The sequence below is a fragment of the Rhodanobacter sp. DHB23 genome, from assembly GCF_014842975.1.
Classification (GTDB): Bacteria; Pseudomonadota; Gammaproteobacteria; order Xanthomonadales; family Rhodanobacteraceae; genus Rhodanobacter_A.
Genome location: NZ_JACYXK010000025.1, coordinates 48,616 through 61,570, shown reverse-complemented (window position 1 = coordinate 61,570; position 12,955 = coordinate 48,616). Strand labels below are relative to the sequence as shown.

Below are 12,955 nucleotides of genomic sequence, written 5' to 3'. Positions count from 1 at the left end.
AAAAACGGGATGGGCTTGCGCCCATCCCAATTCTACTGTCCTGCCCGGGGAGACAAGCAGGTCAGAACTTGAAGCCCACCTTCAAGCCGATCACGCGCGGATGGATCGGCACCTGCGACTCGATGAATTCGGCCGACGAGGTGAACGTGCTGGCGTGGCTGTTGCCGAGGTTGGTGCCGAAGATCGACATGTTCCAGTTGTCCTTGGCCACGCCGATCGACGCGTCGTAAGTGGTGTAGGCGGCCTGCAGGTAGCGCAGCTCCACCGTGGTGATGTCGGTCACGCCGTCGCCGCTCGGATAGGTGGCCGGCTGGTTGTACATCGAACCCATGTGGCTGGCGCCGACCTGCCAGAACGCCTTGTAGTTGTCCACCAGCGTCCAGTCGTAGCGCAGGCGCAGGTTGTACTGCGAGCGCGGCGAGAAGGCCGGCACGCTGCCGACTTCGCCGAACGGGTTGGCGAACGACGACACCGCGCCCACTGCACCGGTCTCGACGATGCACGAGTTGTAGGCGGCGGAGCCCGGGATGTTGTCGACCAGGCAGGGCGAGTTGGTCTGCTTGGCGTGGTTGAGCGACGCCGAGCCCATCAGCGACAGGCCGTCGGTGATGCGCGCCTGGAACTGCAGCTCGCCGCCGTCCACCTTGTAGTTCGGCCCGTTGACCGCGAAGGTGGTGTTGCCCAGCACCAACGGGTTGAAGAACTGCATCTGCACGTTGTCCCAACGCATGTCGTAGATCGAGGCGTTGAGCAGCAGGCGGTCGTCGAAGAACGTGGACTTGAAGCCGATCTCGTTGTTGGTCAACGTGTCGGGCGCGTAGCTGGTCGGCTTCTTGTACTGCGCCACGCCGTCGAGCTTGGCCACATCGGAGGTGGTGCGGTTGAAGCCGCCAGGGCGGAAGCCCTGCGAGAAGGTGTAGTACAGCATCATGTCCGGCGTGATGTTCCACAGCAGGTTCGCGCGGCTCTTGAAGCCGTGGTAGTCCTGGTGGTAGTTCATCACCGAGTCGTTGCCCACGTAGGTACCGTTGGGCACGTTCACCTGCGCGGTAGTGGTGTAGAACTCCGTGCCGGTCTGCCATTCGGAATAGTGGTAGTAGCGCGTGCCGGCGGTCACGGTCAGCACGTCCGGGACGATGTCGTACGACACCGAGCCGAACACCGCTTCCTGCTTGTAGCCGCGGTGCTCGACTTCACCGAACGCGGTGTTGTCGGGCATCACCACGCCCGGTGAGGATTCCGCATCGGCCACGCAGGGATAGCCACCGGCCAGCGCCGCGGCGAGGTTCGCGGGCGTACAAGACGGGATCGTCTTGTAGTTGAAGTCCATGTGGTCGTCGATGTTGAAATCTTCGTAGTACAGGCCGCCGATGGCGCGCAGGCGACCGTCTTCCGGTGTCATCAGGCGCAGCTCGTGGCTCTGGTGCGTGCTGTTGACGTGGTCATTCCAGTAACCGACTGGCGAATAGCAGATCGGCTTGCCGGCGCTGGACAGGCCGGCCGAGGTGCCGGTGCACTGGTAGTACATGCCGCCCGCGCTGCGCGAGTAGTTGGTGTAATCCTGCTGCTCGCTGATGCGGCGGTTGGTGTAGCCGCCGGTGTACACCAGCGAGAGGTCGCCGACCTGGCCGTTCAAGGTCCACGAGGTGTTGGTGAAGTGGTCGTTGTTCCAGGCCGGCACGAACGAGGTGATCTGGTCGGTGCCGAGCTTCTGGCCATCCGTGCCGACCGGGTAGGTCGAGGACTGGCCGTTCGCGTCCAGGTTCTGGTAGCTCTCGGCGATCAGGAAGTTCCAGTCGTCGTTGATCTTCCACAGCGCGGACAGGCGTGCGCCCTGGTAGTCGACCGGGTTCCAGTTGTTCTGCGCCACGGAATAATTGTTGGTGCCCGCGGCGCTGCCGGCGGCCACGTAAGGCGCCATCGCGCCGCCGCCATCGGTGGGCTGGCGCGTGAACGTGCTCAGCACGTTGTCGATGTAGCCGCCCTGGTGGTCGTTGTAGATCACGCCGCGCACGGCCAGCGTGCCGGGGATGATCGGGAAGTTCAGCACCGCGTTGGCGGAATTGTTCGGGCCGCCACCGGCGGTGGCACCGGCGCTGGCCTCGGCGCTGCCGCTGACCTTGTCGAGGTCGGGCTTGTTGGTGATGTAGCGCACGGCGCCCGCCTCGGCGCCACCGCCGAACAGCGTGCCCTGCGGACCTTCGAGCACCTCGAGGCGCTCCATGTCGACCATGTAGATGTCGAGGTTGCGCGCCGGGAACTGCATCGACTGGTCGTCGAGGTACACCGCGACGTTCGGGAACGGCGCGATCGATGCGCTGGACTGGTTGCCGAGGAAGCCGGTGCTGAGGCCGCGCATGTAGATGTTGCCCTGGCCCGGACCGTTCGTCGCGAAGGTCACGTTGGGCAGGTACTTGATGATGTCCTGGAAATCCTGGACGTTCAGCTGCTGCAGCGTGGCGCCGGTGAAGGCCTGGATCGTGATCGGCACCTGCTGGATGTCCTGCACGGTGTGCTGCGCGGTCACGTTGACCGTGCCGAGCGTGGCTGCGTTGGCCGTGCTGGGCGTGTTGGCCGCGCCGGAGTTGGCGGACGGCGTCGGCTGCGACGGTTGGGTGACCGCCGCGGCGGGCTGGGCCGCCGGAGCCGGCGGCGTGGTGGTGTCGGCATGGGACACGCGACTTACCGCGAGCGCGGCCAGTACCGCGCAGGTGATTGGATTGATCTTCAAGATGGCATCCCCCTCAAGGGTGTATTAACGGAAAAGTGCCGGCACAAAGGCCTGATGCTGCAACCCGGGGAAGGCTAGGGAGCGGCGATGAAACGCCTGTGACTTGGCCTAGCCAAGTTCGTCGGCTGTCTATCGTCTTTGCCGGTGTGCATTGCGCCGCGGATGCGCGCGGCTTCGGGAGATCTTTCGCGCGCGCGAACAGGGCATGCATTTCGCGCGGAAACGCGCATGAAATTGCGCGACGCGATGGGTTTCGCGCGGCCGTTCGCGCGGGCCAACGATCCGCCGTTGTCGTGCAACGGCGGCACCTGCGGACGCGGCGATCGAAAATGAAAAAGCAGGGTTTGACCCCTGCTTTCCACGATGCCCATTGCAGCTTGCCGTCATGCCGCCGCCTGCAAGGCAAGCGATGGAACAAGCTCAGAACGCGCGCTGCCCGCCCACCCAGACATTACGCACGATCGGCAGGCCAGCCACCTCGCGCATGCGCACCACATCGGCGCGCATGCCGGCCTTCAGCGAGCCGCGGTCGTCGAAACCCAGCGCCTTCGCCGGATTGCGGCTCACCGTCGCCATCGCCCTGGGCATCGACCAGCCGGCCTGCGCATGCAGCAGGAAGGCGCCGTGCAGCAGGCTGGCCGGGACGTAGTCGGACGACAGCATGTCCAGGCGGTGGGTGCGCGCCAGCTCCAGCGCCGCGACGTTGCCCGAGTGCGAGCCGCCGCGCACGACGTTCGGCGCACCCATGATCGTGGTGAGCCCATGCGCATGCGCCGCGTCGGCGGCTTCCTGCGTGGTCGGGAATTCGGAGATCGTCACGCCGATGCGTTGTGCGTGTTCCACCTGCCGCGCATCGGTGTCGTCGTGGCTGGCCAGCACCACGTCGCGGCCGTGGGCCATGGCCAGCACGGCGCTTTCATGCCGGGCGCTGTATTGCGCCTGCTGTTCGGTGCGGCGCTTCACCACCTCGGCGAACTCGTCTTCGGTCCAGCTCATGTGGTTCTTGCTGTAGTACTTGCGGTATTGCGCGAGGTCGCGGTACTGGCGCTGGCCCGGGGTGTGGTCCATCAGCGAGACCAACCGCACGCTGCCGTGGTCCATCAGCGGTTCCAGCGTTTCCAGCAGGCGCGGATAGGCCAGCTCGCAACGCAGGTGGATCCAGTGGTCGGCGCGCAATGCGCCGCTGGACTGGCCATCGAGGATGGCGTCGTAGGTGCTGCGCAAGGTATCGATGCGCACGCTTTCCTCTTCCACGTCGCCCACCGACAGCGCGTCGAATACCGTGGTGATGCCGGCGGCGACCACCTGGGCGTCATGCGTCAGCACGGCGGGGATCGAGGGCCACAACACGCCGGCGCGCGGCATCAGGTGTTTTTCGAGATTGTCGGTGTGCAGCTCGATCAAGCCCGGGATGACGTAATCGCCTTCGCAGTCGATGGCGCCCGGCGCCTGCGTCGATCCTTCCTCCACCAGCCGGATCATGCCGTTGCGGGCGATCAGGGTGCCGTGGATGACGCCATCGTCGAGCACGATGCGCGCATTGGTCAAAGCTAAATCGTTCATGGTGGTCTCGACGCCAGGGTCTGCGGGTTCAAAGGGGATCAGGCAGCTTCAAGCGCCTGCATCGGGAACAGGCGCGTGGCAACGCGGTCGCGCATGTCTTCGTCGTGGAAGATGCCGAGCACCGCCGAACCGTCGGCACGTGCTTCGGCGAGCAGTTGCGCCACCACATCGCGGTTCGCGGCATCCAGCGACGCGGTGGGTTCGTCCAGCAGCAGGATCGGGCGGCGCACGATCAAGCCGCGCGCGATGTTCACGCGTTGCTGTTCGCCACCGGAAAAGGTGCCCGGCGGCAGCAGCCACAGGCGCTCCGGCACGTTCAGTCGGTGCAGCAGGTCGCCGGCGCGACGACGCGCCTCCCCTTCGCCCATGCCCGCCTGCAGCAGCGGCTCGGCGACGATGTCCAGCGCAGGCACGCGCGGGATCACGCGCAGGAACTGGCTGACGTAGCCGAGCGTGTGGCGGCGCACCTCCAGCACCTCGTGCGGCGTGGCCCTGGCCAGGTCGAGCCAGCGCCCGGCGTGGCGCAGGTGCACCGCGCCGAAGCTCAAGCGGTAGTTGGCGTAGATCACGCGCAGCAGCGTGCTCTTGCCCGCGCCGGAGGGGCCGGACAGCACCACGCATTCGCCCGCGTGCAGGCGCAGGTCCAGCCCGCGCAGCACGTCCAGGCGCGCGCCGTGCTGGTGGTGCAGTTCGAACGACTTGCCAATGTCGCGCAGTTCGAGCATCAGGTCAGCGGTCATGTGGTCAGCACCGAGGAAACGAGCAGTTGCGTGTAGGGATGTTGCGGGTCGTCGAGGATCTGGTCGGTGAGCCCGGTTTCGACCACGCGCCCGCCCTGCATCACCAGGGTGCGGGCGGCGAGCAGGCGGGCCACGGCCAGGTCGTGCGTCACCATCACCGCGGCCAGGCCGAGTTCGTTCACCAGCCGGCGCAGCAGGTCGAGGATGCGCGCCTGCACCGAGACGTCGAGACCGGCGGTGGGCTCGTCCATGAACACCAATCGCGGTTGCGTCACCAGGGTGCGCGCGATCTGCAGGCGCTGCTGCATGCCGCCGGAAAAGCTGGTCGGCGCGTCGTCGATGCGCGCAGGATCGATCTCCACCCGCTCCAGCCAGCCCCGCGCGATGTCGCGCAACTGGGCGTAGTTGCGCATGCCCAGCGCCATCAGGCGTTCGGCGACATTGGCGCCGGCGCTCACGTTGAGGCGCAGGCCATCGCGCGGATTCTGCGTGACGAAACCCCACTCCTCGCGCGCCAGGCGGCGGCGGTCGGCTTCGCCCAGCGCGCCCAGCTCGAGCCAGCCGCCGCTGCGCTGGCGATAGCACGCCGAGCCGGCAGACGGCGCCTGTTGCGCGGCCACCGTGTTGAGCAGGGTCGACTTGCCGGAACCCGATTCGCCCACGATGCACAGCAGCTCGCCCGGATGCAGGTCGAAGCTCACGTCCTCGCAACCGATGCGCTGGCCGTAATGGCGGCCCAGCCCGCGTACTTGCAGCAGCGCGCTCATGCTTGCGCCTCCGTGCGGCGACCGCTGCAGAAATCGGTATCCGAGCAGACGAACATGCGCGTGCCGCGATCGTCCACGACGACCTCGTCCAGATAGCTTTCGCCGGAGCCGCACAGCTCGCAGCGATGCTCCCAGCGCTGGATCTCGAACGGATGGTCGTCGAAGGCCAGGCTTTCCACGCGCGTGTACGGCGGGATCGCGTACAGCCGCTTCTCGCGTCCGGCGCCGAACAGCATCAGCGCCGGCGAACGGTCGAGCTTGGGGTTGTCGAACTTCGGGATCGGCGACGGCGAAGTGAGGAAGCGCCCGTCGACCAGCACGGGATAGTCGTAGCTGGTGGCGATGTGTCCGTACTGGGCAATGTCCTCGTACAACTTCACGTGCATCAATCCATAGTCGGCCAGTGCGTGCAGGGTGCGCGTCTCGGCTTCGCGCGGTTCCAAGGTGCGCAACGGCTCGGGCTCGGGCACCTGGAATACAAGGATCTGATCTTCGCGTAGCGATGTTTCAGGAATGCGGTGGCGGGTCTGGATCAGGGTGGCCTCTGCCGTGTGCTCGGTGGTGGCCACGCCCGCGACGCGGTGGAAGAAGCGGCGGATGTTCACCGCATTGGTGGTGTCGTCCGCGCCCTGGTCGATCACCTTCAGCACGTCGTCGGGCCCGAGCAGGGCCGCGGTGACCTGGATGCCACCGGTGCCCCAGCCGTACGGCAAGGGCATCTCGCGGCTGCCGAACGGCACCTGGTAGCCGGGAATCGCCACGGCCTTCAGCAGCGCGCGGCGCAACATGCGCTTGGTGTCTTCGTCGAGGAAGGCAAAGTTGTAGGTCATGTTCCGCACACCTCGGTCGGCTCCCTCCCCTGTGAAGCAGGGGAGGGTTGGGGAGGGGTCAAGCCATCTTGCAATGAGGTGCCTTCAGAGCCAGAGCACCCCCTCCCAGCCTCCCCCTGCGGCGCAGGGGGAGGAGCGTGTCGCGCATGCTGTGCCGCGAGCGTGCGCAGCAGCGACAGCTCCGCCTGGAAATCCACGTAATGCGGCAGCTTCAGGTGCTGCACGAAACCGGAGGCTTCCACGCTGTCCGAATGCGACAGCACGAACTCTTGGTTCTGCGCGGGCGCATGGTTCGGCTCGGCGAGCTCGTCGCAGCGCAACGCGCGATCCACCAGCGCCATGGCCATCGCCTTGCGCTCGCCTTCGCCCATGGTCAGGCCGTAGCCGCGGGTGAACTGCGGCGGCACGCCGTTGCCGCCGTGGAACTGGTTGATCATCTGGCATTCGGTCAGCACGATGCTGCCGATCTCGATGACGAAGCCCAGCTCTTCCGGACAAATCACCACATCCACTTCGCCCATGCGGATCTCGCCCGCGAACGGATGGCTTTCGGCATAGCCGCGCTGGGTCGAATACGCCATGCCGAGCAGGAAGCCTTCGTCGCCGCGCGACAGGTTCTGCAGGCGGGTCGCGCGGTCGGCCGGGAACATCAGCGGTTCGCGGGTGAGGTCGACCGGTTCCGGATCGCTGCCCGGTTCGATCCGCTCGATCAGCGCCTCCGCATCCAGCAGGTCCAGCACGCGCGGCATGTCCGACGGCAACGGCACATCGGCCGGCGCCACCTCTGCTGCGACCGCGGTATCGAAATCCAGCAGGCGCTGCGTGTAGTCGTAGGTGGGACCCAGCACCTGCCCGCCCGGAATGTCCTTGAAGGTGCCCGAGACGCGACGGCGTACGCGCATCGCGGTGGTGTCCAGCGGCAGCGTGTAGCCGAAGCGCGGCAGGGTGGTGCGATAGGCGCGCAGCAGGAAGATCGCTTCCAGCATGTCGCCGGCGGCCTGGCGGATCGCCAGCGCGGCCAGCTCCTCGTCGTACAGCGAGCCCTCCTGCATCACGCGCGCCACGCCCAGGCGCAGTTGCCCGCGGATCTGCGCGAGTTCCAGTTCGGGCACGGCGGCGTCGCCGCGGCGCGCCTCGGCCAGCAGTTCCAGCGAGCGGGCGATCGCCTGCTCGCCGCCTTTCACGGCAACGTACATTCAGCCCTCCAGCAGGCGCGTCGTGCGCGGCAGGGCCAGCACCTGCTGCCCGGCGACGAAGAACAGGTCGATGCCGAGCGGAAGCAGCGCGGCGAGTGCGGCACGCTGCTGCCAGAAGTCGGCAGGCAAGCCGTCGATGGCGACGGTTTCGGTTTCGCGGATGCCCGGGCCGGCGAACTCATGCGCCCCGTCTACGGGTGCGGGATTTATCGCCGCGACCTGGATGATCAGGCTGGCGGAGCGATCCGGATAGCGCATGTCGCCGCGCGCGAACGCATCCAGCGGCGGCATCGACGCGGGATCGGTGACCAGCGCGAAGTCGGCATCCTGCGGCCGGTCTGCCAGCTTCAGGCCGGCATGGAAACGCAGGTGGCGGATCGCCTCGTCTTCCGGCTGCTGCAGCCAGACGGCCGTGGTCGCATCGCAAAGCGTCAGCATGATCGCCATCGCGGCCGGCGCGACCGGCGCGGGCGCGGGCGGCAACACCGGCAACGGGCGCGGCATGGCGGGGCGCGCCATCGCCTGCAGCAACTCGCGGAAGCTGCGCTGGCTGTCGAACACGGGATCGGCAAAGGCGGCCAGCATCATTCGCCCCGCACCACGGTGAAGAACTCCACCTTGCTCGCGGCGGCCTTGCGGCTGGCCTCGTCGCGACGACGGTCCAGCGCACGGCGCAGCGGTTCGACCACCTGCATGCGCAGCGACGCATGCCTGTCGGCATCCTGCAGCATCGCATCGGCCAGCGCCGCCAGCTCGGCGTGGCGCGTATCGCTGCCGCGCACCCAGGCATGGCCGATGTGGCCGCCGGCCTGCACGCTGCAGCGGGTGACGGTGATCTCGCCGAAATTGAACTGCGGGCCGGTGCCGCCGACCCGGCCGCGCAACATGTACAGGCCGGTCTGCGCCGGACGCAGCCACGCGGTGTCGGCCGGCGGCGCGAAGGCGCCCATCGCCTGCACCAGCTCGGCCGGATCGGCCTGCGCCAGCAGCGACATCCAGTGCGGGCGCGCCAGGTGGGGGGAGGTGTCCATCGGGTGTTCCTCGGCTTGTCACAAATGTCTAGTTATCTAGACAGGCAGCGGCGCCTGCACGGCGCCCCTTGTGAGCCATTGCAGCAGGCCAGCGTGCCGTTGCCATGACGGTGAATAGACAGGTTGAGGACGTGGTATGAGCGAAATCGAACGCGGACGTGGCGTCGCGCTGTGGAGCCAGATCAGCGGCATCCTCGCGTCGGAGATCCTCAAGGGGCAGCCGCGCCAGGGCGCGCAACTGCCGTCGGCGCAGGAGCTGGCCGCGCGCTTCGACGTCAACCGCCACACCGTGCGCCGCGCCATCGCCGCGCTGGAGGAACGCAACCTGGTGCGCACCGAACAGGGGCGCGGCAGCTTCGTGCAGGAGCAGACGATGGATTACCTCATCAGCCGCCGCACGCGCTTCGCGCAGAACATGCGCAACCTCAATGTCGAAGCCGACATGGAATTCCTGGAGGAAGCGCGCGAGATCGCGCCGCCGAAGGTCGCGCAGGCACTGGGCCTGGGCCGCCACGAATACGTCTACCGCATCGAGACGCTGGACCATGCCGACGGCCATGTCGTCGACTACAGCACCGCCTACTTCCCCGTCGCACGCTTTCCCGACTTCCCCGCCGTGTACCGCCGGCTGCGCTCGGTCACCCGCGCGCTGGCCGAATTCGGCGTGGCCGACTACGAGCGCAAGCACACCCGGGTTTCCGCACGCCTGCCCGACGCCAACACCGCGCGCCTGATGAAGCAGCCGGCAAGCCGGCCCGTGCTCCACGTGCAATCGATCAACGTCGACACGCGCGGCATGCCGGTGCAATACGGCATCACGCGCTTCTCCGGCGACTGGGTGCAACTCGTGCTGATGGCGGGCCACTGATGCGTTATGCCGTGTATTTCTGCCCGCCCGCGGGCAGCGGGCTGGACCTCCTCGGGCGCGAATGGCTGTCCGCCAGACACATCGCGGGCATCGCGCCGGAGCGTTGGCGCACCTTGACCGCCAACGTGCGCCGCTACGGCTGGCACGCCACGCTGTGCGCGCCGTTCGCGCTGGCCGAGGCGGCCGGCTACGACGAGCTGCGCCGCGAAGTCGCCGATATCGCGCGACACGCCAGCGTCATCGAACTCCCCATGCAACTGGACAGCCTCGCGGGCTTTCTCGCGCTGCGGCCGTGTGGCGACGAACAAGACGTCCATCGCCTGGCCGAACACTGCGTGCGCCGCCTCAACCCGCTGCGCGCGCCGAACAGCGAGGCCAGCTGGCAGCGGCGCGTGCCGCATCTCGACGCCGCGGAGCTCGCGCTGTTCCGCCAGTACGGCTATCCCTACGTACTCGATCGCTACCGCTTCCACATGACGGTATCCGCGCCGGCCAGCGACACCGAGACACACGCGATGCGCGCATGGTTCGCGCCAAGGCTGGCCGACCGACCGGTCGCGCGCATCGATGCGTTGGTCATCTGCCGGGAACCAGCGCCCGGCCAGCCGTTCGAGTCGCTCGAACGGATTCCGTTCGGCGCGGGAGCGGCGGCATGAGCGCGGGCTGCCTGTATTACGTGATGGGACCGTCCGGCGTGGGCAAGGACAGCGTGCTGGCGTGGGTGCGCGAACACGGCGTGCCGCTGGGCGTGCTGTGCGCGCACCGCTACATCACCCGGCCCGCGCATGCCGGCGGCGAGAACCATGTCGCGCTGAGCATGGCCGAGTTCCACGCGCGCGAGCAGCGCGGCCTGTTCGCACTGACTTGGGAAGCGCACGGCCTGCATTACGGCATCGGCAGCGAAGTGGGGCACTGGCTGGCGCACGGCGCCGATGTGCTGGTGAATGGCTCGCGCGGCGCGTTGGCGCTGGCATGCGAGCGCTTTCCCGCCTTGCGCCCCGTGTTGATCACCGCAAGACCCGAGACGATCGCCCGCCGCCTCGCCGCGCGTGGACGCGAATCGGAAGCCGGGATCGCCGCGCGCATCGCGCGACTGGATGCCTATCCGGCTCCGCCAGACAGCATCGTCATCCACAACGACGGTTGCCTCGCGGAAGCCGGATCGAGTTTGCTGCAGGCGATCCGGCCCGACTCGCTGGTCGGGCGGCAACATGCACCCGCTCCCGCGCTGGTGCGGTAAGGACATTCGCCGGCCTCAGCGCAAGGCGAGTCGCGCGCAGGCTATTTGCCGCGCTTGCCTGCCGCCACCGGTTTCCGGGGTTTCGGCACCGGCATCAGCGCCGCGGTTTCGAGCAGCAGGCGGCGGATCGCGTCCGAATCATCCAGCAGCTCGTCGGCCACCGGATAGTCCTTGGCGCCGGGATACGGTGGGCGCTGCGGCAACTTCGGCGCCAGCGTCGACGCCGCCGCGGAAGGCTTCACGAACAGGCTGTTGTCGCAGGCGAAGGCGACCACCTTGCCGTCGACGTACAGCGCGTACTCGCCGAACATCTTCTTGTGTGTGAACCGGTCGCCGAGCGCGACCTGCTCGCCCACGTATTCGATGAAGCCGCTGTCGGTGGCCATGCGCGGGAAACCTCAGCCTGGATCGGGTCGTGTCGCCTGCCGCCGCTCAGCGCGAGAAAAGCACCAGCAACAGCCCAAGCAGGCCGGGCAGCGCCTGCACGTAGAGGATCCTGCGGCTCGCCGTCACGGCGCCATAGACGCCCGCGACGACGACGCACGACAGGAAGTACAACTTGAACTCGTAGCCCGCCGCGCCCTGGATCACGCCCCACAGCAACCCCGCGGCGATGAAACCGTTGTACAGGCCCTGGTTTGCGGCGAGCACCTTGGTGGCCGCCGCCCGCTCCTTCGACTGGCCGAAGGCCCGCAACCCGGCCGGCTTGTCCCACAGGAACATTTCCAGCACCAGGAAATAGCCGTGCAGCATGGCCACCAGCAGCACCACGACTACGGAGATCGTTGCCAACATAACCTGCCTTCGAGTGGTGGATGCCGGATGCGGAGAGATGAAGCGGACACCATGCAGCACTGTCCGGGCGGCACGCATGTCGAGCCGCGATCTTCCCACACACGACGCCCACCGCAAGCTTTGCGCAAGCCGTCACGGCATGACCCGGCACAGGCCACGCTAAACTTGCCCGATGGCCTCCACCCCACGCAAACGCCAGCGGCGCAAACCGGCCCCCTCGCCTTCGCCACGCACCGCGAAGGCGCCGGTTGCCCCCGTGCGCCCTGCCGACAGCTCCACGCGTGCCAACGGGGTGCTGGACTGGCTGCTGCGCAAGCTGCCGGCACGGCATCGGGAAAAGCTGCGCGACTACCTGGTGCTGACCCGCATGGACCGGCCGATCGGCGCGCTGCTGCTGCTGTGGCCGACGTGGTGGGCGCTGTGGCTGGCGGCGGGCGACTGGCCACCGCTGAAACCGCTGGCGATCTTCACCCTGGGCGTGTTCGCGATGCGCGCGGCGGGTTGCGCGATCAACGATTTCGCCGACCGCAAGCTGGACCCGCAGGTGGAACGCACCGCGGGGCGGCCGATCGCCAGCGGCCGGGTGACGCCGCGCGAGGCGCTGGTGGTGTTCGGCGCGTTGCTGGCGTTCGCCTTCGTGCTGGTGCTGTTCACCAACAAGCTCACCATCGAACTCTCCTTCGTCGGCGCGGCGCTGGCCGCGCTCTACCCCTTCACCAAGCGCTGGACCTCCCTGCCGCAGGTGGTGCTGGGCGCGGCGTTCGGCTGGTCGATACCGATGGCGTTCGCGGCGGTGGCGGGTACGGTGCCGCCACTGGGCTGGCTGCTGTTCATCGCCAACATCCTGTGGTCGGTGGTGTACGACACCGAGTACGCGATGGTGGACCGCGAGGACGACCTCAAGGCCGGCGCGAAATCCACCGCGATCCTGTTCGGCGACGCCGACCTGCCCATCCTCGGCGTGCTGATGGCCACCCTGCTGCTGGCGATGCTGTTCGTGGGCCAGCGCGCGCAGCTGGGTTGGCCGTACTGGCTGAGCCTGCTGGTGGCGACCGGCCTGTTCGCCTACCAGCTGTGGCTGATCCGCAAGCGCGAACGCGGCCCCTGCCTCGCCGCCTTCCGCCACAACAACTGGTGGGGACTGGCGGTGTGGATCGGCATCGCGCTGGCGCTGGCGGTGAAGTGAGCAGGCGC

14 protein-coding genes are annotated in these 12,955 nt (G+C 67.7%); 4 read left to right on the top strand and 10 right to left on the bottom strand.

Annotated elements, in window-relative coordinates; all coding sequences use genetic code 11:
• Positions 1–61 precede the first annotated feature (61 nt).
• From IHE47_RS07485 to phnG, 8 genes are all read right to left on the bottom strand, one after another.
• The gene (locus IHE47_RS07485) at positions 62–2,731 is read right to left on the bottom strand and encodes a TonB-dependent receptor (protein ID WP_192105270.1); all 2,670 of its coding nucleotides are present in this window, start codon (positions 2,729–2,731) and stop codon (positions 62–64) included.
• A gap of 420 nt (positions 2,732–3,151) precedes the next feature.
• Positions 3,152–4,294 carry an alpha-D-ribose 1-methylphosphonate 5-triphosphate diphosphatase gene (locus IHE47_RS07480; RefSeq protein WP_192105269.1) on the bottom strand — a complete coding sequence of 381 codons (1,143 nt, stop codon included), beginning with the start codon at positions 4,292–4,294 and terminating at the stop codon, positions 3,152–3,154.
• 38 nt (positions 4,295–4,332) lie between these two features.
• On the bottom strand, positions 4,333–5,034 hold the full coding sequence (phnL, locus tag IHE47_RS07475; protein WP_192105268.1) for a phosphonate C-P lyase system protein PhnL: 702 nt from the start codon (positions 5,032–5,034) through the stop codon (positions 4,333–4,335).
• A complete protein-coding gene (gene phnK / locus IHE47_RS07470) occupies positions 5,031–5,801 on the bottom strand; it encodes a phosphonate C-P lyase system protein PhnK (RefSeq protein WP_192105267.1) in 771 nt (256 codons plus the stop codon). The genes phnL and phnK overlap by 4 nt, the downstream gene beginning before the upstream one ends.
• Positions 5,798–6,631, bottom strand: a complete 834-nt coding sequence (locus IHE47_RS07465; RefSeq protein ID WP_225561692.1) for an alpha-D-ribose 1-methylphosphonate 5-phosphate C-P-lyase PhnJ — start codon at positions 6,629–6,631, stop codon at positions 5,798–5,800. The genes phnK and IHE47_RS07465 overlap by 4 nt, the downstream gene beginning before the upstream one ends.
• Positions 6,628–7,827 (bottom strand): carbon-phosphorus lyase complex subunit PhnI, encoded by a 1,200-nt coding sequence (locus tag IHE47_RS07460; RefSeq protein WP_192105265.1) that lies wholly within the window; start codon positions 7,825–7,827, stop codon positions 6,628–6,630. Before IHE47_RS07460 ends, IHE47_RS07465 begins: the two co-directional genes overlap by 4 nt.
• On the bottom strand, positions 7,828–8,412 hold the full coding sequence (phnH, locus tag IHE47_RS07455) for a phosphonate C-P lyase system protein PhnH (RefSeq protein ID WP_225561691.1): 585 nt from the start codon (positions 8,410–8,412) through the stop codon (positions 7,828–7,830). It abuts the gene before it with no gap.
• A complete protein-coding gene (gene phnG / locus IHE47_RS07450) occupies positions 8,412–8,858 on the bottom strand; it encodes a phosphonate C-P lyase system protein PhnG (RefSeq protein ID WP_192105263.1) in 447 nt (148 codons plus the stop codon). The genes phnH and phnG overlap by 1 nt, the downstream gene beginning before the upstream one ends.
• A gap of 136 nt (positions 8,859–8,994) precedes the next feature.
• Here phnG and phnF point away from each other — a divergent pair, with 136 nt between their 5' ends.
• The 3 genes from phnF to phnN are packed head-to-tail and all read left to right on the top strand — an operon-like array spanning position 8,995 to position 10,966.
• Positions 8,995–9,726, top strand: a complete 732-nt coding sequence (phnF, locus tag IHE47_RS07445) for a phosphonate metabolism transcriptional regulator PhnF (RefSeq protein ID WP_192105262.1) — start codon at positions 8,995–8,997, stop codon at positions 9,724–9,726.
• The gene (locus IHE47_RS07440) at positions 9,726–10,382 is read left to right on the top strand and encodes a DUF1045 domain-containing protein (RefSeq protein WP_192105261.1); all 657 of its coding nucleotides are present in this window, start codon (positions 9,726–9,728) and stop codon (positions 10,380–10,382) included. The genes phnF and IHE47_RS07440 overlap by 1 nt, the downstream gene beginning before the upstream one ends.
• Positions 10,379–10,966 carry a phosphonate metabolism protein/1,5-bisphosphokinase (PRPP-forming) PhnN gene (gene phnN, locus IHE47_RS07435; RefSeq protein ID WP_192105260.1) on the top strand — a complete coding sequence of 196 codons (588 nt, stop codon included), beginning with the start codon at positions 10,379–10,381 and terminating at the stop codon, positions 10,964–10,966. The genes IHE47_RS07440 and phnN overlap by 4 nt, the downstream gene beginning before the upstream one ends.
• A 41-nt stretch (positions 10,967–11,007) precedes the next feature.
• Here the strand turns inward: phnN and IHE47_RS07430 are convergent, their stop codons facing one another.
• Positions 11,008–11,352: a TfoX/Sxy family protein gene (locus IHE47_RS07430; RefSeq protein WP_192105259.1), complete on the bottom strand. Its 345-nt coding sequence runs from the start codon at positions 11,350–11,352 to the stop codon at positions 11,008–11,010.
• Between the two features lie 46 nt (positions 11,353–11,398).
• On the bottom strand, positions 11,399–11,758 hold the full coding sequence (locus IHE47_RS07425) for a DUF1304 domain-containing protein (RefSeq protein WP_255523486.1): 360 nt from the start codon (positions 11,756–11,758) through the stop codon (positions 11,399–11,401).
• A 259-nt stretch (positions 11,759–12,017) separates the two neighbouring features.
• Between IHE47_RS07425 and ubiA the strand changes: the two genes are divergently transcribed.
• Positions 12,018–12,947, top strand: coding sequence for a 4-hydroxybenzoate octaprenyltransferase (ubiA, locus tag IHE47_RS07420; RefSeq protein WP_343227454.1), 930 nt, complete (start codon positions 12,018–12,020; stop codon positions 12,945–12,947).
• Positions 12,948–12,955 lie beyond the last annotated feature (8 nt).